The sequence below is a fragment of the Pseudoxanthomonas suwonensis 11-1 genome (genome assembly GCF_000185965.1).
GTDB classification, from domain to species: domain Bacteria; phylum Pseudomonadota; class Gammaproteobacteria; order Xanthomonadales; family Xanthomonadaceae; genus Pseudoxanthomonas; species Pseudoxanthomonas suwonensis_A.
Map to the genome: position 1 here is coordinate 3,232,521 of NC_014924.1, position 19,237 is coordinate 3,251,757.

Here is a 19,237-nt window from a genome sequence, read left to right on the forward strand (position 1 = left end):
CTCGCTTCGTGGCCAAGGCCGCTTCAGCGAGGTGAGCCGCACATTCTGGCAGCTCGTTTCGGCTTCGTCAACACCTCGTTAAGAGGAAGTTTTCGAACCCCTCACCGGAGCGCCGAAGCGTTCCTGGTGAGCGAGCCGCCCAGTATAGGCGACTTCCGTAAAACCGCAAGTACTTCGTGAAGAAGCGACCCCGTTTCCGGACCCCTCGAACAACTCGGTGAGTCGTCGGGAGGGCGCGCATTGTGCGCCGGCGTGAGGGATTTGGGAAGTACCTGAATAGGGAAATTTTCAGGAAATTTTCATCGGCACCCCGGGGATGCGCCGGAAAGCCACGCCAGCATTGGCGCAGGCCGCCTTTACGGCCTCGATTTCGCGGCCTGCCTGGCTCTCTACATATAGATAGACGACACGCTCGCCTTCGCCCGCGTGCCTGGCGGCCCGCTCCGCAGCCTCGTCGGCGGAAGCCACGTCCACCCGGCTGGCATCGCGCCGGGCCGGTTCCAGCGCATCCTCGCGCACACCGGGACCGACCAGGATCAGGTCGGCCTCGTTGAGTGCCCTCAGCGCGCGCAGGGTAAGGAGATCGGGCTCCACGGCGGCGATGGCGGACACGCTGCCCTGTACCGCGCCCCGCACACCAGCGGCAACGAGTTCGGCTAGGAAGGTGGCTTCCAGTGCACCAGGGTCGCCGGCCACCGCATCCAGGCGGCCGTCGAGGATGGTCTCGAACCAGCGCCGACGCAGGGAAAGGTCCGGCAAGGCCGTGCGGATGCGTTCGCGGTGCCGGGCGAACAGGCCGGCCAGGGCACCGGTCGCCGGATCCAGCAGGGTTTCCAGCCGCTCGCGGATACGGCGCGCCAGCATCGGCGCCGCGCCGGCGGAGGAAATGGCCACCACCAGCGGGGACCGGTCCACGACCGCGGGCACCTGGTAGGTGGACAGGGCCGCGTCGTCGACCACGTTGATCAGGCGCCGGCGGCGTCCGGCCTCGGCGGCCAGTCCCGCATTGAAGGCGTGGTCGTCGGTAGCGGCGACCACCAGCCAGACCCCGTCCAGCCAGGCGGGGTCGAAGTCGCCCTGCATGCAGGTGATGCGGCCTTCGTCCACCGCCGCCTGGATGTCGGGATGGCCGATGTCGCGGGTATGCAGGCGCACGTCGGCGCCGGCGCGCAGCAGCGCGGCGATCTTGCGCGCAGCCACCTCGCCTCCCCCGACCACGAGCACCTCGCGCCCGGCCAGGTCGGCAAACAACGGGTACAGCCCCATCCGGTCTTCTCCCTGGATCGTCAGCCGCATCCTCGCCCGCGGGCCGGGCGGTGTCGATGCCGGGGATCAGCCGCCGGCGGCGAGGAAGCGCCCGAGCGCGGCGGCCACCGCCTCCGGCATATCCATGTGCAGGTGGTGGCCGCCATCGAGCACGGTCACCGCGGCCTGCGGCACGACGGCCAGGCGGGCGGCGCGCATCTGCTCGGTGAAGTACGGCTGGGCGCGGCGCGCATGGACCACGTGCAGCGGGCATTCCAGCGCGCGCAGCAGGGCCTGGACCTGGACCTCGGTCATGCGCTGGGCGCCGGGCAGGGTCAGGCGCGGGTCGCTGCTCCAGACGTGGCCGCCCTCGACCGCATGCGTACCCCGCTCCACCAGCAGGCGCGCGGCGTGCTCGGCCATCGGGCTGGCCTGCAGGCGCGCGCGCACTGCCACCTCCAGTTCCGGGAACACCCGCAGCGAGCGACCGCGGCGGGCCCGCGCAGCGCCGACGGCCTGGTGCAGGCGTGCCGGTGCGGCATCGGCTTCCTCGGCCAGCGGGCCCAGGTTCTCGATCAGGGCCAGGCGCTCCACCCGCTGCGGCTGGGCAACCGCCACCAGCGAGGCGACCGCGGCGCCCATGGAATGGCCGAGGAGGGCGAAGCGCTCCCAGCCCAGCGCATCGGCCACGTCCAGGACCGCGTGCACGTAGGTGGCAAGCACGTATTCGGCACCGGGCGGCAGGTGCGCGCTGCGGCCGTGGCCGGGCGAATCCAGCAGGACCAGGTCCAGCGGCGGCAGGTGCGGCAGCAGCGGCAGGAAGCTGGCCGCGTTGTCCAGCCAGCCATGCAGGGCGATGACCTTCGGCGCGCCGGGGCGCTCGATCCGCAGCGCCGCCAGCGGACCGATGGTGGCCGGCAGCGTGACCTCGACCGGCGTCATTCCACCTTGCCGGCCGCGCAGCGCACGAGCCGGGCCAGGGCCGCGGCGTGTTCCGGCGCGTCGTTGAGGCAGGGGATGTAGCGCAGCTGGCCGCCCTTGGATTCGAAGTGCTCGGCAAGTCCGAGGGCCACTTCCTCCAGGGTCTCGATGCAGTCGACCGCGAAACCCGGGCAGACCACGTCGACCTCGCGCACGCCGGCGGCGGCGAGGCGGTCGAGCTCGCCCTGTGTGGAGGGCTCGAGCCAGCGCTCGCGGCCGAAGCGCGACTGGTAGGCCATCGACCACTGGCCCGGCTCCAGTCCGGCCGAGGCGGCGATCGCCTCGGCGCTGGCGACGCAGCGCTGCGGGTAGGGATCGCCGTTGTCGGCCACGCGCTGTGGCAGGCCATGGAAGGAGAACAGCAGGTGCCGGCCACTACCGCCCTGCTGGCGATGGCTGCGGATGGTCGCGGCCATGGCCTCGACCCAGGCCGGATCGACCGAGTAGTCCTCGATCAGGGTCACGTCCATGCCCTGGGTCTCGGCGGCGACCACGTCGGCGACCGAAGCCGTGGTGGTGGTCGAGTACTGCGGGTAGAGCGGCAGGATCACCAGGCGGCGCACGCCTTCCTGGCGCAGGTCGCGCAGCAGCCGGCGCAGGGCCGGTTCGCCATAGCGCATCGCCGGCAGGACCTTCCATTCGGGAATCGCCGCCTGCATGCGTTCGGCCAGGCGCCGGGTGTAGACCATCAGCGGCGAGCCCTCGGGCAGCCACACCTTGGCGTAGTTGGCCGCCGAACGCGGACCACGCAGCGGCAGGATCAGGCCATGGAGCAGCGGCTTCCACAGGATGGCGGGGATCGACACCACCCGCGGGTCGCCGAGGAACTCGGCCAGGTAACGGCGAACGGCCGGCGCGGTGGGCGCTTCGGGCGTGCCAAGGTTGACCACCAGCAGGGTGGTTGCAGCGTCGGTGTCCATGGCGTCGTATTCTGACAGACGCGCGCAGGGCGGGCCCGGAACGCTGCGTGCAGCGGCCATGGCGCGCCTCAGGCGCGATTCATTGCCGCGAATCCAATCTCCGGGCGAGCGCGGCCGCCGGCCGCACCCCTGCGGAGTAAACGATGTCGCATCTGAGCAAGTTCCTGCTGCCCCTCCTTTTGCTGGTTGCCGCGCCCGCCGTGGCCGGTCCGGAGGAAGACGCACGGGCACGCGAGGCGGTGCGCGTCCTCGACGAGATCCAGAAGATCCCCGAGCAGTCGATCCCGGACAAGCTGCTGGACGAGGCCAAGGCGATCGTCGTCATCCCCGACACGATCAAGGCCGGCCTGGTGATCGGCGGCCGTCGCGGCCATGGCCTGATGTCGGTGAAGACCCCGGACGGCACCTGGTCCAACCCGGTGTTCGTGACCCTCACCGGCGGCAGCATCGGCTTCCAGGCCGGCGTGCAGTCCTCGGACATCGTCCTGGTATTCCGCAACGACCGCAGCCTGGACAACGTGGTCAACGGCAAGTTCACCCTGGGCGCGGACGCCGCCGTGGCCGCCGGCCCGGTCGGCCGCAACGCCGCCGCCGCCACCGACGGCCAGCTCAAGGCCGAGATCTGGTCCTGGTCGCGCGCCCGCGGCCTGTTCGCCGGCGTGGCCCTGGACGGCGCCGCGCTGCGCATCGACAACAAGGCCCAGGCCGAGGTCTACGGCTCCACCACCACCCCGCGCATGGTCTTCGAGGACCGCGCGCCCGCGCCGGCGGGCAACGCCATCGTGGCCTTCCGCGACCAGCTCGAGGAAGCCACCTACAACGCGCGCCTGACCCGCGGCACTTCCGGCCAGGCCCCGGTGGCCACCAGCGGCCGGGTCACCATCCCGAACCAGCAGCCGGAACCGCAGGTGCAGACCCAGGGCGTGCAGCCGCTGCCGGCGCCGCCGGTCACCGGCCCGGCGCCGACCCAGGGTTTCGAGCCGGTGGACGACACCGTGCGCAGCGAGCCGCTGCCCTACTGAGCCGCCTGAACAGGCGGCACCCGCGGCCCGCCGTGCATGGCCGGCTGCGTTATCCTGTCCACCACTGACATGAACTTGTGAGCAAGCCATGGGCGCTTGGGGCATCGGACATTGGATCGTAGTGCTGGTGGTGGTGCTGCTGGTTTTCGGCACCAAGCGCCTGCGCGGTGCCGGCAAGGATCTCGGCGAAGCGGTAAGGGGCTTCAAGGACGGGATGCGCGAGCCGGAGAAGCCGGCCCAGCTCGGTGACGAGCGGACCGACGCATCCAGGACCGAGGCCGAGCGCGACCGCTCGCAGCACTGATCCCGCGTCGGCGTACGCGGAATGTTCGATATCGGATTCGGCGAACTGCTGCTGATCGCGGTGGTCGCACTCGTCGTGCTTGGACCGGAACGGCTGCCGAAGGCGGCGCGTTTCGCCGGGCTGTGGGTGCGCCGCGCGCGCGCCCAGTGGTACTCGGTGCGCGCCGAGCTTGAGCGCGAGCTGGAAGCCGAGGAGCTCAAGCGCAACCTGCAGCAGGCCAAGGCCGAGCTGCAGCAGGCCGAAGCAGCCCTGCGCCAGGGCGCCGATGCCGCCCGCGGCAGCCTGGACGAACTGCGTCGCGAGGTAGAGAGCACCCGCTCGTCCGACGAACCCATGGCCGCTGACGTGGACAGCCCCGCGCTGGCCGCGCCGGAAGCCGCCACGGATGCGGGCGTACCGGCACCCGGCGCCACCGCGCCCGCCAACCCCGCTAACCCTGCCGAACCTGCCAAGGAGCGCGATGAACCCCGCCACTCCTGAGCAGGAGACCGAAAGCCCGCTGATGGAGCACCTGCTCGAACTGCGCTCGCGGATCATGCGGGCACTGGCCGGGCTGGGCCTTCTGCTGCTGGCGCTGCTGCCTTTCGCCAACAAGCTCTACGCGTGGCTGGCGGCGCCGCTGCTGGAGAAGCTGCCCGAAGGCGGCCAGCTGATCGCGGTCGAGGTGGCCTCGCCGTTCTTCACCCCGCTCAAGCTGGCGTTCTTCGCCGCCATCCTCGGCAGCGCGCCGTGGCTGCTTTACCAGGCCTGGGCCTTCGTCGCCCCGGGCCTGTACCAGCGCGAGAAGCGCCTGGCGATGCCGCTGCTGGTCTCGGCCGTGCTGCTGTTCTACGCCGGCTGCGCGTTCGCGTTCTTCGTGGTGCTGCCGTCGGTGTTCGGCTTCCTCACCGCGATCAAGCCCGAAGGCGTGGCGATGATGACCGACATCAACGCCTACCTGGACTTCGTGCTGGTGATCTTCCTGGCCTTCGGCGCCAGCTTCGAGCTGCCGGTGGCACTGGTGATCCTGGTCCTGCTGGGCTGGGTGACGCCCGACCAGCTGCGCGCCGGACGCGGCTACGCGATCGTCGGCATCTTCATCCTGGCGGCGGTGATCACCCCACCGGACGTGGTCTCGCAGCTGCTGCTGGCGGTGCCGATGTGCCTGCTGTACGAGGCCGGGATCATCGCCGCACGGCTGCTGGGCAGGCGCCAGCCGGACGAAGCCGGCGCCGACTGAACTTCCGGGCTCAGGCCTCGAAGCGGTCCGGAGCCGCCGGGGTCGCCACTGCCGGCGCTGCGGCGCGGCCGAACAGCTGGCCCCAGGCCACCAGCACCGCGCCGGCCAGCAGCGGCATGACCACCGCCATCAGCAGGGCCTGGCCGACCAAGGCGCCGAACAAAGGTCCGGCCACGGCCTGCACGACCAGTGCCAGCAGCATCACCGCGAAATAGACCGCGAACAGCGCGATCACCGTGACCACGGCGAACACCGCCAGCGCCGGCAGGTTGTGCATGCAGGCCCGCAGGCTGTCGCCCATCGCGGCCAGGCCCGGACGGCCGTCGAACACGATCCGCGGCACCGAGACGAACACGGTCAGGCCGGCGACCACGGCCAGGCCGATGCCCAGCAGCAGCCACAGCAGGATCCGCCCGGCCGGGAGGTCGGCAATCATCGCCTGCACCTGCTCGGGCGTGGGCTGGGCGCCAGCGGCGGCCATGCTGTTGAGCTCCTCGCTGACCGACAGCAGGTGCTGCAGTTGCTGCGGACCGACCAGCACCAGCAGCAGGATGCCCAGCAGCACGCCAGCCACCATCTGCGGCAGCAGGGTCACCAGCAGGCTCGCCAGGTGGCCTTCCTGGACTCCGCGCAGCAGGTGCGAGGGCAGTGCCGGGCGGTCCTGCTGGACCTCGCGTACCGCCCACACCAGGCCGGCGAACAGCACCGGGCCGGCGATGGCCACCAGCAGCTGCACCGCCGCGCCCAGCGCCGGCACCACCGCGGCCAAGGCCAGGACGAAGGTGCCCAGCAGGCCCCACAGCGCGCCCAGCGTGCCCAGCGCCAGCGGCGCCTTCCTCAGCAGGGCGAAACCACCAAGCAGCCATTCCGCGCCGGCCGAAGCCCGCAGCCTGTGAATCCTGTCCATTCCTGTCCTGTTGCGTCGCCGCCGGGGGTCGGCGCGTATCTGTGACGCGGATTATCCGCGATCGGTGCGGGGTGCGCCGGCCCGGATGCCGTGCTGGCCGCGCGCGTGCTGGACGAAGCGGCGCAGCAGCTGCCGGGCCTGCGGCGCGGCGCTGACCTCGCGGGCCACGGTGCGCGGGCAGCGGCCGTGGTTACGCAGGCAATCGGCGCGGGCACGGACGTAGCCGCGCATGTGGTGGGTGGCGAATTCGGGGTGGAACTGCACGCCCCAGGCGTGTTCGCCCCAGCGGAAGGCGTGGCAGGCGTCCTGCTCGGAGCGGGCCAGCACGGTGGCTCCTTCCGGCGGTCGCAGCACGGTCTGCAGGTGGGTGGCCTGGGCCGGGAAGCGCGGCGGCAGGGCGGCGAATATCGGATCCTCGAACGCCGGCGGGTGCAGGTCGATGAACACGGTGCCGGACTCGCGCCCGGCCGGGTTGTAGTCGACCTCGCCGCCCAGGGCGTGGGCCAGCAGCTGGTGGCCGTAGCAGATGCCCAGCAGCGGCGTGCCTTCCTGGACCACCTCGCGGATCCAGCCGGCGGTGCGCTCGCTCCATTCGGCGCGGTCGGTCACGAACGCGGCCGAGCCGGTCACGATCACCCCGGCCACGCCATCGGGCGCCGGCAGCGGCTCGCCACGGACGGCGTTGACCTCGGCCACCTCGCGCGCGGCCAGGCCGGCCGCCACCCGGATCCAGTGCGGGAACCGCCCATAGCGCTTGAGGCTGCCGACCGGGTGGCCGGTCTCGACGATCAGGAAGGGCGCGCGGTCGGTCACGGCGGGGGTCTGCGGCAGGGTCCGGGGCGGCGGAAACCCGTACGGGACGGGGCTTGGGCCTATACTAGCCCGCTTTTCCGCAGCGCAATAAAGCCGATGACAGGTCCGACCTTCCAGGGATTGATCCAGGCCCTCAATGCCTACTGGGCCGAACAGGGTTGCGTGCTGATCCAGCCGCTGGACCTCGAGGTCGGCGCCGGCACCTTCCACCCGGCCACCTTCCTGCGCGCGCTCGGCCCGGAGCCGTGGAACGCCGCCTACGTGCAGCCTTCCCGCCGCCCCACCGACGGCCGCTACGGCGAGAACCCCAACCGTCTGCAGCGCTACTACCAGTACCAGGTGGTGATGAAGCCCAACCCGGACAACATCCAGGAGCTGTACCTGGGTTCGCTGGAGGCGCTGGGCATCGACCCGAAGGTGCATGACCTGCGCTTCGTCGAGGACAACTGGGAATCGCCGACCCTCGGCGCCTGGGGCCTGGGCTGGGAGGTGTGGCTCAACGGCATGGAGGTGACCCAGTTCACCTACTTCCAGCAGGCCGGTGGCCTGGAGTGCCGCCCGGTGCTGGGCGAGATCACCTACGGCCTCGAGCGGCTGTGCATGTACCTGCAGAACGTGGACAACGTCTACGACCTCATCTGGACCGTCGGTCCGCAGGGCCCGGTGACCTACGGCGACGTGTACCACCAGAACGAGGTCGAGCAGAGCGCGTACAACTTCGAGCACGCCGACGTGGCCGAGCTGTTCCACCGCTTCGACGCCTGCGAGCGCGAGGCGCTGAAGCTGGTCGAGGCCGGCCTGCCGCTGCCTGCCTACGAGCAGGTGTGCAAGGCCTCGCATTCGTTCAACCTGCTGGACGCGCGCCGCGCCATCTCGGTGACCGAGCGCCAGCGCTACATCCTGCGCGTGCGCACCCTGGCCCAGGCGGTGGCCCAGGCCTACTACGCCCAGCGCGAGAAGCTCGGCTTCCCCGGACTGAAGACCGGCGCGTGATCGCGCCCCCAGTCCCGGCCGCCGCATCCAAGACAGGAACATCCATGAGCAAGCAACTTCCCCTGCTGATCGAACTGGGTACCGAAGAGCTGCCGGTCAAGGCGCTGCCGGGCCTGGCGCAGGCCTTCTTCGACGGCGTCGTGGCCGCGCTGCAGAAGCGCGGCGTGGCGGTCGACGCCACCGGCGCCCGTCCGCTTTACACCCCGCGCCGCCTCGCGGTGCTGCTGCCGGGCGTGGCGGTGGAGCAACCGGAACAGCACTCCGAAGTGCTGGGGCCGTACCTCAACATCGCCCTGGACGCCGAGGGCAAGCCGACCCGCGCCCTGGAAGGCTTCGCCGCCAAGGCCGGGGTCGAGTGGACCGCGCTGGAACGCACCAGCGACGCCAAGGGCGAGCGCTTCGTGCACCGTTCGGTGAAGCCGGGCGCGCGCACCGCCGAGCTGCTGCCGGAGGTCGTCAGCGAGGCCATCGCCGGCATGCCGGTGCCCAAGCCGATGCGCTGGGGCGGCCACGACTACGCCTTCGCCCGCCCGGTGCACTGGCTGGTGCTGCTGCTGGGCAACGAGGTGGTGCCGGCGCAGGTGCTGGGCGTGGCTTCCGGCCGCAGCAGCCGCGGCCACCGCTTCGAGCACGACCAGGCGGTCGAGTTCGCCGCCCCGGGCGACTACATCGAGGCGCTGCGCGCGGCCAGGGTGCTGGTCGACCCGGCCGAGCGCCGCGCCCGCATCGTCGAGCAGGCCGAACAGGCCGCGGCCAGGGCCGGCGGCAGCGCGCGCATCACCGAGGACAACCTCGAGCAGGTGGTGTGCCTGACCGAGTGGCCGGCGGCGGTGCTGTGCAGCTTCGAGCGCGACTTCCTGGCCGTGCCGCAGGAAGCGCTGATCGAGACGATGGAGATCAACCAGAAGTTCTTCCCGGTGCTGGACGCGGCCGGCAAGCTGACCGAGTACTTCATCGGCACCGCCAACATCGAGTCGCGCGACGTGGCCGAGGTGAGCAAGGGCTACGAGCGCGTGATCCGCCCGCGCTTCGCCGATGCGCGCTTCTTCTTCGACGAGGACCTCAAGCAGGGCCTGGTGGCCATGGGCGAGGGCCTGAAGACCGTCACCTACCAGGCCAAGCTCGGCACGGTGGCCGACAAGGTCGCGCGCGTGGCCGCGCTGGCCGAGGCGATCGCGCCGCAGGTCGGCGCCGACCCGGCGCAGGCGCGCCGTGCCGCCGAGCTGGCCAAGAACGACCTGCAGAGCCGCATGGTCAACGAGTTCCCGGAGCTGCAGGGTATTGCCGGCCGCCACTACGCGCTGGCCGCGGGAGAGCCGCAGGAAGTGGCGCTGGCGATCGACGAGGCCTACATGCCGCGTTTCTCCGGCGACGCCATCGCCAGCTCGCGCCTGGGCCAGGTGCTGGCCATCGCCGAGCGTCTGGACACCCTGGCCGGCGGTTTCGCCGCGGGCCTGAAGCCGACCGGCAACAAGGACCCGTTCGCCCTGCGCCGCAATGCGCTGGGCTTGGCGCGTACGCTGATCGAGTCCGGTTTCGAGCTGGACTTGCTCCGACTGCTTGAAGCCTCATTGGCTAGGATTCAGCACCATATCCAGCTGGTGCAAGACAATCAGGCCATTGCGGCAATAAAGTCCGCTCAGGCCAGCGGCATCGAAACCAACAAGAAGCTTCCTCCCAAGCAGCCTGTCGATATCGAGGCCCTTGGACCGGAGCTGTACGACTTCATCCTCGACCGCCTGCGCGGCTACTACGCCGACAAGGGCGTGCCGGCCGCGCACTTCAACGCGGTGGCCGAGCTCAAACCCGCCTCGCTGGCCGACCTCGACACCCGCATCGCCGCGATCGGCACCTTCGCCGCGCTGCCCGAGGCCGACGCCCTGGCCGCGGCCAACAAGCGCATCGGCAACATCCTGAAGAAGGCCGACATCGCCATCCCGGCGATGGAGGACCCGGCCCTGTTCGCCGAGGACGCCGAGCGCGCCCTGGGCGAGGCGGTGGAAGCGGCGCTGGGCGATACCGACGGCCCGCTGCAGCAGCACGACTACGTGCGCGTGCTCGAGCGCCTGGCCCGGGTGCGGCCGCAGGTGGACGCGTTCTTCGACCAGGTGATGGTCAACGCCGAGGACCCGGCCGTGCGCGGCAACCGCCTGGCCCTGCTCAAGCGCCTGGCCGACCGCTTCGGCGCGGTCGCCGCGATCGGCCACCTCTCGGCCTGATCCTTCCCGGGGCACGGCGGGCCACCTGCCCGCCGTGCCCGCGCGTGCCGCAGGTCACGCTACGCGCGCCCCCGGGCGCCGGCCTTCAGGCCGCCTTTGCACGATCCCGGTATCCTGCGCTGATGCCGCTCCCCCGTCGCATCCAGACCACCCTCCCGCTCCTCGTCCTGGCCATGGCGCCGGCGCTGGCGCTTGCCCGCGGCACCATCCAGAAGGTCGAGATCGACGGCCTGGAGAAGGAGCCGGCGATCGAACAGAACGTGCGCCTGGGCCTGGGGCTCAACGACGTGCTCGGCAAGGAGCAGGGCGAGTCCCGCCTGGAGCTGCTGCTGTTCAACGCCGAGCGCGACGCCCGGCGGGCGCTGGAGCCGTTCGGCTACTACTCGCCAGTGATCGAGGTCGACTCGGTCCGCGACGAGGAGGACCGGATCACCGTCACCCTGCGCATCGACAAGGGCCAGCCGGTGGAGGTGCGCGACTTCCGGGTCGAGATCGCCGGTCCCGGCGGCGAGGACCGCTACCTGCAGGAGGACCTGGCCGGTTTCCAGCCGCGCCAGGGCGAGCGCTTCGACCACGCGGTGTACGAGGAGCACAAGGACGGCATCACCCGGCGCCTGGCCGAGCGTGGCTACTTCGATGCCGACTTCCTCTCGCGCGAGGTGCGGGTCAGCCGCGGCGAGGCCACGGCCGACATCGACCTGGTCTGGGACAGCGGCTTCCGCTACGACATGGGGGTGACCACCTTCCACCAGGACTACTTCCGCCCCGGCCTGCTGGAGAAGCTGGTGAACTGGGAGGAAGGCAGCTACTTCCACGAAGGCAAGCTGGACCGCCTGCGTGAATCCCTGGTGCGGCTGGACTACTTCAGCGCCATCGACATCCAGCCCAAGCCCGAGGAAGCCACCGAGGACCTGCAGGTGCCGGTGGACGTCAACCTGGTGCTGGCCAAGCGCAACATCTACACCGCCGGCCTGGCCTACGGCACCGAGAGCGGGACCGGCGTGCGCCTGGGCGTAGAGCGGCGCTACGTCAACGACCGCGGGCACAAGCTCAACTGGGACCTGGACTGGGCGCAGAAGCGCAAGAGCTTCCTCACCCAGTACCGGATCCCCGCCTTCGCCTGGCTGGATGGCTGGTACGGCTTCTCGGTGGGCTTCTACGACGAGCAGACCGACTACATCGACCTGCGCAACATGAAGCTGGTCGCCAGCCGCAGCGGCGAGATCAACCAGCGCTGGACCGCGGTGGCCTCGCTCAACGCGCTGCGCGAGCGCTGGAGCTACGACATGGACACGGCCACCGGCTCGCGCCTGTACACGTACTCCACCCTGGTCTATCCGGAACTGACCGCCAACTACGCCAACGTCGACGACCGCCTGTTCCCGCGCCGCGGCATCAGCGGCACGCTGGCCCTGCGTGGCGGCGTCGAGAACGTGGGCTCGGACACCAGCTTCATCCAGGTCCACGGCAGCGGCACCTGGTACCGCCCGATCGGCGAGGTCGACCGCCTGATCGTGCGTGCCGAGGCCGGCACCACCTGGACCGGCGAGCTGGTGGCGATGCCGCCCAGCCTGCGCTTCTTCGCCGGCGGCGACCGCAGCATCCGCGGCTACGCCTGGCGCGAGGTCGGCCCGCGCACGCCGCCGCCGGACAACTTCGCGCTTGGTGCGCGCCGCGTGGTCACCGCCTCGGCCGAGTACGAGCACTACTTCAAGGGCGGGCCCTGGGGCGGCGCGGTCTTCGTCGACGCCGGCGACGCCTTCGACAACGACTTCAGCCCGCGCGTAGGCGTCGGCATCGGCGCACGCTGGCGCTCGCCAGTGGGTCCGGTGCGGATCGACCTGGCCCATGGCCTGGATGACCCCGATTCCAGCTTCCAGATCTACCTGAGCCTGGGAGCGAACCTGTGAGCACGACCGAGGCCAACGCCACTCCCCCGCCGCCGCGCCGCCCGCGCTTCTACCGCCGCCGCCGCTTCTGGGCATGGTCCGGCCTGGGCGTGCTGGCGCTGGTCGTTGCCGTGGTGATCGCGGTGTACTGGCTGCTGCAGTCCGTGGCCGGACGCGACGTGCTGCTGGCGCAGATCGTCTCGCGCCTGCCGGTGGATTCCTCGCTGATCTGGGAGCGCGCCGAGGGTCCGGTCGCCGGCCCGCTGGTGCTGCACGACCTCGAGTTCCGCTACCAGGACTACCGCTTCACCGCGCGCCGCGCGGTGCTGGATCCGGACATCCGCCCGCTGCTGGGCAAGCGCCTGCGCCTGGATGCGTTCGTGCTCGAGGACGCTACCCTCAACCTGGCGCGCAGCGACGAACCCTTCGAGCTGCCGCGCTGGCCGGATTCGCTGCCGGCGATCGAGATGCCGCTGGCGATCCAGGCCGACGCCATGGTGGTCGACGGCCTGCGCATCACCTCAGGCGGCGAGCCGGTGATCGACATCCGCAAGCTGCGCGGCGGCATCGACATCGCCAACGGCGGCCTGCATGCCGAGCACCTGGAGGTGCATAGCGACCTGGGCCTGTTCTCCGTGCATGGCGACTACGTGCCCGCCGAGGACTACCGCAGCGACCTGCTGGCCACCGCGGTATTCCCTGTCGCCGACGGCGGCGTGCCCGCGCGCCTGGGCCTGATCGCCCGCGGCGACCTGTCGCGGATGGATGTCGGCATCGGTGGCCGCGCACCACGGCCGCTGCGCGCCAGCCTGAGCCTGGGCGGCAACGAGGACGCCCCGGCCTGGCAGCTGCGCGCGCGCAGCGAGGGCCTGGATCCGGGCCTGTTCACCGGCGCCGCGCCGATGGAGGAGCCGCTGGTGTTCGACGTGGCCGCCGATGGCCAGGGCGGCGCCGCGGACATTTCCGGCACCGCCCGCGTGGGGGGCCAGGACTGGGTGGTCGCGCCCTCGCATGTGCGCCTGGAGGACCAGGTGCTGGACGTCGACCCGCTGGTGCTGGAGCTGTACGAGGGCCAGGTCCGCCTGCGCGGCCGCGCCGACTTCACCAATCCCGACGAGGGCCGCTTCCGCTTCGCCCTCAATGCGGAGGGCATCCGCCTGCAGCCGACCGAGCCGGATGCGCCGGCGGTGGGCATCGATGCGGCGCTGGGCGTGGCCGGCACCACCTCGCTGTGGGCCGCCTACGGCGACGCCGACCTGCAGCGCGGCACCGAGCGCGCCAGCCTGGAGCTGGACGTGCGTGGCGACCGCAGCAGCGCGCGGATCCACTCCCTGCACGCACGCATGCCCACCGGTACGCTGGATGGGGAGGGCCAGGCCAGCTGGGACCCGGTGCTGGCCTGGGACGTGGCGCTGCGCCTGGACGGCTTCGATCCCGCTTATTTCCTTCCCGACTGGCACGGCAACGTCCATGGCCGCCTTGCCAGCACCGGCCGCCAGCGGGAGCCGGCCAGCCCAGGCCAGCCGGCCGAAGGCTTCGACGCGGACTTCGTGCTCGAAGGCCTCGGCGGCCGCCTGCGCGACCGTCCGCTGTCCGGCCGTGGCCGCTTCGAGCTGCACGGCGATTCCGGCAACGGCGCGCTGGAGCTGGCGCTGGGCGGCAGCCGGGTGCAGGCCAGCGGCGTGGTCGGCGACCGCATCGACGTCCAGGCGAAGCTGCAGCCGCTGCGCCTGGACGACGTGCTGGTGGGCACTGGCGCCGGCAGCGTGGAGGGCGACGTCCGCATCAGCGGTCCGCGCGCCACCCCGGACCTGGAAGCGGATGTCGAAGGTCGTGGCCTGCAGTGGGGCGATTCGCGCGTCGGCTCGCTGAGCCTGCGCGGTCGCCTGCCGTGGCGCGGACAGAACGGCGACCTGCGCCTGCAGGCACGCGAGATCGAGGCGGGCCTGGCGATCGCGAGGGCGGATGTGCACGCGCGCGGCGCGGTGGCCAACCTGCAGCTGGATGCCGAGGTCGACAGCCCGGATGCGGCCGGCATCGTCCTGTCCGGGCAACTGCAGGAGCGCGGCGGCGGCTGGCAGGGCGTGATCGAGCGCCTGCGCATCACCCCGGTCCGCGGCAGCGCCTGGGCGCTGCAGGAACCGGCCGCCTTCAGCCAGGCCGGCGAGCGCTTCCAGCTGCAGCCGGCGTGCCTGGCGACCACCGGCGCCGACGGCGACGGCGCCCTGTGCGCGCGCGCGGACTGGCCGCGGCAGGGACTGCAACTCGAGAGCGAGCGCCTGCCACTGACCCTCATCCATCCGTGGCTGCCGAAGAACGAGGGCCGTGCCCTGGTCCTGCGCGGCGACATGAGCCTGGAGGCCGACATCCGGCCGCAGGGCGGGCGCTGGACCGGCGGCGTGCACCTGGCCTCGCTGGAAGGCGGCCTGCGCCTGGGCGACCGCACCCGGCGCGAGCTGATCCGCTACGACCAGTTCAGCCTCGACGTCGAGTTCGATCCGCGCCAGATCAGCGGCCGCCTGGGCAGCGGCTTCAAGGGCGACGGCTACATCGACGCCAAGGTCACCACCGGCTGGGATCCGGGCTCGCCGCTGGAAGGCGAGATCTATACCTACATGTCGCGCCTGTTCTGGCTGGAGCTGTTCTCGCCCGACCTGGTGCGCCCGCAGGGCGTGCTGCGCGGCCACGTGAGCCTGCGTGGTACCCGCGGCGCGCCCTCGCTGGGCGGCCAGCTGCTGCTGGAGGAGTTCCGGGGCGAACTGCCGGCGCTGGGCCTGGTGCTGAGCGAAGGCAGCGGCAGCCTGGACGCGCAGCCGGACGGCTCGGCGCGGATCAACGCCAGCGTGCGTTCCGGCGATGGCCGGCTGACGGTCGACGGTGGCCTGTCCTGGTACGGGCAGGCCACCCCGCTGCAGCTGGCCATCCGCGGCAGCAACGTGCTGATCGCCGACACGCCGATGCTGCACGCGGTCGCCAACCCGGACCTGCGCTTCAGCCTCGAGGGCAAGACCATGGTCCTGGCCGGCGAGGTCGAGGTGCCGAGCGCGCGCATCGACCTGGAGCGCTTCGAGCAGGGCGCGGAGATTTCCGAGGACGTAGTGGTGCTGGATCCGATCGATCCGGAGGAGACCGCCAGTGCGCCGCTGGACCTGGACCTGGCCCTGGTGCTGGGCAACCAGGTCACCCTCAGCGGCTATGGCCTGGACGGCACCCTTGAAGGCCGCCTGCAGGTCCGCGCCCGCCCGGGCCGCGAGATGACCGCCACCGGTGCGCTCGACGTGGGCGGCAAGTACGAGGCCTACGGCCAGGAGCTGCAGATCACCCGCGGCCAGATGACCTGGAGCAACAACCGGGTCAGCGATCCGCGCGTGAACCTGCGCGCCGAGCGCCGCGTCGGCGACGTCACCGCCGGCATCGACGTCACCGGCAACGCGACCACGCCGCGGGTTGAGGTCTGGTCCAACCCGTCCATGCCGCAGTCCGAGGCCCTGGCCTACCTGATGCTGGGCCGCAGCCTGGAAGGCGCGACCCGCGACCAGGCCAACCAGGTGACCGCGGCCTCGGCGGCGATGTCCGCCGGTACCGGCCTGCTGGCCGCGCAGCTGGGCACGCGCCTGGGCTTCGACGATGCCGGCGTCACCCAGTCGCGCGCGCTCGGCGGCTCGGTGGTCGGCGTGGGCAAGTACCTCTCGCCCAAGCTGTACGTGGGCTACGGCGTGTCCCTGGTCGGCAGCGGCCAGGTGCTGATCCTCAAGTACCTGCTGCGCCGCGGCTTCGACCTGGAGATCGAGTCGAGCACGGTGGAGACCCGCGGTTCGGTGAACTGGCGCCACGAGCGCTGATACGTGACCTGCGGTGGTTGTCCCCCGGGGCAACCACCGCTACCGTCCGGGGTTCGTTTTCCGCTGGATCCCCGCGATGTCCCTAGCAAGACCCGCCGTGCTCGCCGCCGGCCTGGCCCTGGCCTGTGTTTCCGCCCTGCCCGCGCCCGCGCGCGCCGACGAGGGCATGTGGATGCCCTCGCAGCTGCCGCAGCTGGCCGAGGCCATGCGCAGCGCCGGTTACGCCGGCGACCCGGCGAAGCTGGCCGACCTCACCGCCGCCCCGCTCAACGCCGTGGTGCGCGCCGGTGGCGGCACCGGTGCGTTCGTCTCCGCCGACGGCCTGGTGCTGACCAACCACCACGTCGCCTTCGGCGTGATCCAGTACAACTCCACGCCCGAGCGCAACCTGATCGACGACGGCTACGTCGCCGCCGACCGCGCAGCCGAACTGCCGGCCAACCCGGACTTCCGCGTACTGGTCACGGTCGGCTTCGACCGGGTCACCGACGAGGTCCTGGCCGGCACCCGCGGCCGCAAGGGCCGCGACTACCAGCAGGCGGTCGAGGCCGCCTCCAAGCGCATCGTCTCCGAGTGCGAGCGCGAAGCCGGCATCCGCTGCAGCGTCGCCACCATGTACGCCGGCACCGACTTCTACCGCATCCGCCAGCTGGAGCTGCGCGACCTGCGCCTGGTCTACGCGCCGCCGCGTGCGATCGGCAACTACGGCGACGAGATCGACAACTTCATGTGGCCACGCCACACCGGCGACTTCACCATCCTGCGCGCCTACGTCGGCAAGGACGGCAAGCCGGCTGCGTACTCGCCGGACAACGTGCCCTACAACCCGCCCTCGCACCTGCAGGTCTCGGCCACCGGCCCGCAGGCCGGCGACTTCGCCATGCTCGCCGGCTACCCGGGCATCACCTATCGCCACCGCACCGCCGCCGAGTTCGCGCGCCAGGTGGAATGGACCCTGCCGGCGCGGGTGGACGTGTTCGACGCGCTGATCGGCGTGATCGAACAGGCCGGCCGCGGTGATGCCACGGCCCGCACCCTGTATGCCTCGCAGCTGCAGTCGCTGAAGAACAACCGCAAGCGCGCCGCCGGCGAGCTGGAAGGCCTGCGCCGCAGTGACGCGGTGCGCCTGCGCGCCGAGGACGAAGCGGCGATGCTGGCCAAGGCATCGCGCAGCGACGCCCGCGACATCAAGGCCCTGGCAGGCGTGCTGGAGCGCGACAACGCCGTGCGCGAGCGCGAGCTGCTGCTGGGCCTGGCGGCCTCGCAGAGCCAGCTGCTGCGCTCGGCCCTGACCCTCGAGCGCCTGCGCATCGAGGCGGCCAGGCCCGACGCCCAGCGCGAGTCCGGCTACCAGGCCCGCGACCTGGCCCTGATCGAAGGCCAGCTGCGCCAGGTGCAGCGCCGCTACCACCCGGACGTGGAGAAGGCGCTGCTGCGCGAACTGCTGGGCCGCTACCAGCAGCTGCCCGATGCGCAGCGCGTGCCGGAGTTCGACACCGCCTTCGGCCGTACGCCCGAGGCGCTGGAGCAGGCGCTGCAGCAGCTCTACGCCGGCACGACCCTGGGCGACGAGCAGGCACGCCTGGCGGCCTTTGCCGCCGCGCGCGAGGGCCAGGCGCTTCCGCAGGATCCGCTGCTGGCACTGGCCGCGCAGCTGGTCCCGGCACAGGTCCGCCTGGAGCACGCGCGCAAGGCCAGCGAGGGCGAGCAGCTGCGCCTGCGCCCGGCCTACATGCACGCGCTGGCCGCCTGGCGCCAGGCCCAGGGCCGCGCCCTGTACCCGGATGCCAACAGCACCCTGCGCGTGAGCTACGGCAAGCTCGAGGCCCTGCAGGCACGCGACGCGGTGACCTACGCCCCGGTGACCACCGTGGCGGGCATCGTCGAGAAGCACACCGGCGAAGTCCCGTTCGATGCACCGCAGCCGCTGCTGGACGCGATCGCCGCCGGCGACTTCGGCCACACCGCCGATCCGCAGCTGGGCACCCAGACCGTCGACTTCCTCACCAACCTGGACACCACCGGCGGCAACTCCGGCTCGCCGGTGCTCAATGCCAGGGGCGAGCTGATCGGCCTGAACTTCGACAGCAACTGGGAAGCGGTCAGCGCCAGCTGGTGGTTCGACCCTAGCTACAAGCGCGCCATCCACGTCGACATGCGCTACATGCGCTGGCTGATGGAGAAGGTCTATCCTGCCCCGCACGTGCTGCAGGAAATGGGGCTGTAAGCCACTCCTCCTCCCTGTCGGCACCCCACCGCCGACAGGGAGGTCGCATGCGCAGCGTTTCTTCCTCGCCGTGCTGTTGCTGGCCCCGGTCGGGCTGGCCACCGCCACGCCCGCGGGCATCGCCGACAACCCGCGCATGTGGGAGATCTTCCTGGCAGGCCAGCAGGACCGCGGCGAGGGCGAGGTCGACTGGGAGGCGGTGCGGCGGCAGGACCAGGCGCATCGCGGCGAGGTACTGGCGATGCTGCGCGCAGGCACCCTGCGCACCTCGGTCGACTACTTCAATGCCGGCATCGTGTTCCAGCATGGCGACACGGTGGAGGATTACCGCCTCGCAATGGCATTGGCCCAGGTCGCGGCCGCGCTCGATCCGGACAACAAACCCCCGCTGTGGCTGACTGCGGCGGCCTGGGACCGGCCGCTGATGAAGCGCGGCCTGCCGCAGTGGTACGGCACCCGGTGCCACCAGCCCACGCCCGGCGGCCCGCTGGAGCTCTACCCGGTGGACGAGGCGGTGGCCAGCGACGAGGAGCGCGTCCGCCTCAACGTGACCACCCTGGCCGAGGCACGCGCCCGCGCAGCGGCGATGGGCGCGGACTGAGGCGGGATCGCGGGGGCCAGGCAGGTAGCGCTTGTCAACGGCTTACATCGCCGGC

General features: G+C 71.5%; 15 protein-coding genes. 10 read left to right on the forward strand and 5 right to left on the reverse strand.

Features of this window, described 5'->3' with window-relative positions; all coding sequences use genetic code 11:
* Positions 1-288 precede the first annotated feature (288 nt).
* The 3 genes from PSESU_RS14780 to hemH form a co-directional block, all read right to left on the reverse strand.
* Entirely contained in the window at positions 289-1,266 is a 978-nt protein-coding gene (locus PSESU_RS14780; RefSeq protein WP_013536602.1) for a precorrin-2 dehydrogenase/sirohydrochlorin ferrochelatase family protein, read from the reverse strand.
* 66 nt (positions 1,267-1,332) lie between these two features.
* A complete protein-coding gene (locus PSESU_RS14785; RefSeq protein ID WP_013536603.1) occupies positions 1,333-2,187 on the reverse strand; it encodes an alpha/beta fold hydrolase in 855 nt (284 codons plus the stop codon).
* Positions 2,184-3,146: a ferrochelatase gene (gene hemH / locus PSESU_RS14790; protein WP_041764209.1), complete on the reverse strand. Its 963-nt coding sequence runs from the start codon at positions 3,144-3,146 to the stop codon at positions 2,184-2,186. Before hemH ends, PSESU_RS14785 begins: the two co-directional genes overlap by 4 nt.
* Before the next feature lie 143 nt (positions 3,147-3,289).
* On the opposite strand from hemH, the gene PSESU_RS14795 reads away from it, so the two are divergent.
* The 4 genes from PSESU_RS14795 to tatC all read left to right on the forward strand — a co-directional run bounded on the left by PSESU_RS14795 (position 3,290) and on the right by tatC (position 5,691).
* Positions 3,290-4,168, forward strand: a complete 879-nt coding sequence (locus PSESU_RS14795) for a lipid-binding SYLF domain-containing protein (protein WP_013536605.1) — start codon at positions 3,290-3,292, stop codon at positions 4,166-4,168.
* A gap of 88 nt (positions 4,169-4,256) precedes the next feature.
* Positions 4,257-4,472: a Sec-independent protein translocase subunit TatA gene (tatA, locus tag PSESU_RS14800; protein WP_013536606.1), complete on the forward strand. Its 216-nt coding sequence runs from the start codon at positions 4,257-4,259 to the stop codon at positions 4,470-4,472.
* 21 nt (positions 4,473-4,493) lie between these two features.
* Complete coding sequence (gene tatB / locus PSESU_RS14805) at positions 4,494-4,952, forward strand: Sec-independent protein translocase protein TatB (protein WP_013536607.1); 459 nt, start codon at positions 4,494-4,496, stop codon at positions 4,950-4,952.
* On the forward strand, positions 4,933-5,691 hold the full coding sequence (gene tatC, locus PSESU_RS14810; RefSeq protein ID WP_013536608.1) for a twin-arginine translocase subunit TatC: 759 nt from the start codon (positions 4,933-4,935) through the stop codon (positions 5,689-5,691). The genes tatB and tatC overlap by 20 nt, the downstream gene beginning before the upstream one ends.
* Positions 5,692-5,701: 10 nt before the next feature.
* Here the strand turns inward: tatC and PSESU_RS14815 are convergent, their stop codons facing one another.
* Positions 5,702-6,598, reverse strand: coding sequence for a BPSS1780 family membrane protein (locus PSESU_RS14815; protein ID WP_013536609.1), 897 nt, complete (start codon positions 6,596-6,598; stop codon positions 5,702-5,704).
* 51 nt (positions 6,599-6,649) lie between these two features.
* Positions 6,650-7,411, reverse strand: coding sequence for a glutamine amidotransferase (locus tag PSESU_RS14820; protein WP_013536610.1), 762 nt, complete (start codon positions 7,409-7,411; stop codon positions 6,650-6,652).
* Positions 7,412-7,507: 96 nt separating this feature from the next.
* Between PSESU_RS14820 and glyQ the strand changes: the two genes are divergently transcribed.
* The 6 genes from glyQ (at position 7,508) to PSESU_RS15790 (ending at position 19,182) form a co-directional block, all read left to right on the forward strand.
* Entirely contained in the window at positions 7,508-8,404 is an 897-nt protein-coding gene (glyQ, locus tag PSESU_RS14825) for a glycine--tRNA ligase subunit alpha (RefSeq protein ID WP_013536611.1), read from the forward strand.
* A 44-nt stretch (positions 8,405-8,448) separates the two neighbouring features.
* Positions 8,449-10,623 (forward strand): glycine--tRNA ligase subunit beta, encoded by a 2,175-nt coding sequence (gene glyS, locus PSESU_RS14830; protein WP_013536612.1) that lies wholly within the window; start codon positions 8,449-8,451, stop codon positions 10,621-10,623.
* A gap of 122 nt (positions 10,624-10,745) precedes the next feature.
* Positions 10,746-12,533, forward strand: a complete 1,788-nt coding sequence (locus tag PSESU_RS14835) for an autotransporter assembly complex protein TamA (RefSeq protein ID WP_013536613.1) — start codon at positions 10,746-10,748, stop codon at positions 12,531-12,533.
* Positions 12,530-16,354: a translocation/assembly module TamB domain-containing protein gene (locus PSESU_RS14840; RefSeq protein WP_013536614.1), complete on the forward strand. Its 3,825-nt coding sequence runs from the start codon at positions 12,530-12,532 to the stop codon at positions 16,352-16,354. Before PSESU_RS14835 ends, PSESU_RS14840 begins: the two co-directional genes overlap by 4 nt.
* 76 nt (positions 16,355-16,430) lie before the next feature.
* Positions 16,431-18,581: a S46 family peptidase gene (locus PSESU_RS14845; protein ID WP_013536615.1), complete on the forward strand. Its 2,151-nt coding sequence runs from the start codon at positions 16,431-16,433 to the stop codon at positions 18,579-18,581.
* A 70-nt stretch (positions 18,582-18,651) separates the two neighbouring features.
* Entirely contained in the window at positions 18,652-19,182 is a 531-nt protein-coding gene (locus PSESU_RS15790) for a hypothetical protein (protein WP_013536616.1), read from the forward strand.
* Positions 19,183-19,237 lie beyond the last annotated feature (55 nt).

Coding starts and splice junctions, on each gene's coding strand:
- PSESU_RS14780 (WP_013536602.1), bottom strand. CDS start 1,266: ATGGGGCTGTACCCGTTGTTTGCCGACCTGGCCGGGCGCGAGGTGCTC.
- PSESU_RS14785 (WP_013536603.1), bottom strand. CDS start 2,187: ATGACGCCGGTCGAGGTCACGCTGCCGGCCACCATCGGTCCGCTGGCG.
- hemH (WP_041764209.1), bottom strand. CDS start 3,146: ATGGACACCGACGCTGCAACCACCCTGCTGGTGGTCAACCTTGGCACG.
- PSESU_RS14795 (WP_013536605.1), top strand. CDS start 3,290: ATGTCGCATCTGAGCAAGTTCCTGCTGCCCCTCCTTTTGCTGGTTGCC.
- tatA (WP_013536606.1), top strand. CDS start 4,257: ATGGGCGCTTGGGGCATCGGACATTGGATCGTAGTGCTGGTGGTGGTG.
- tatB (WP_013536607.1), top strand. CDS start 4,494: ATGTTCGATATCGGATTCGGCGAACTGCTGCTGATCGCGGTGGTCGCA.
- tatC (WP_013536608.1), top strand. CDS start 4,933: ATGAACCCCGCCACTCCTGAGCAGGAGACCGAAAGCCCGCTGATGGAG.
- PSESU_RS14815 (WP_013536609.1), bottom strand. CDS start 6,598: ATGGACAGGATTCACAGGCTGCGGGCTTCGGCCGGCGCGGAATGGCTG.
- glyQ (WP_013536611.1), top strand. CDS start 7,508: ATGACAGGTCCGACCTTCCAGGGATTGATCCAGGCCCTCAATGCCTAC.
- glyS (WP_013536612.1), top strand. CDS start 8,449: ATGAGCAAGCAACTTCCCCTGCTGATCGAACTGGGTACCGAAGAGCTG.
- PSESU_RS14835 (WP_013536613.1), top strand. CDS start 10,746: ATGCCGCTCCCCCGTCGCATCCAGACCACCCTCCCGCTCCTCGTCCTG.
- PSESU_RS14845 (WP_013536615.1), top strand. CDS start 16,431: ATGTCCCTAGCAAGACCCGCCGTGCTCGCCGCCGGCCTGGCCCTGGCC.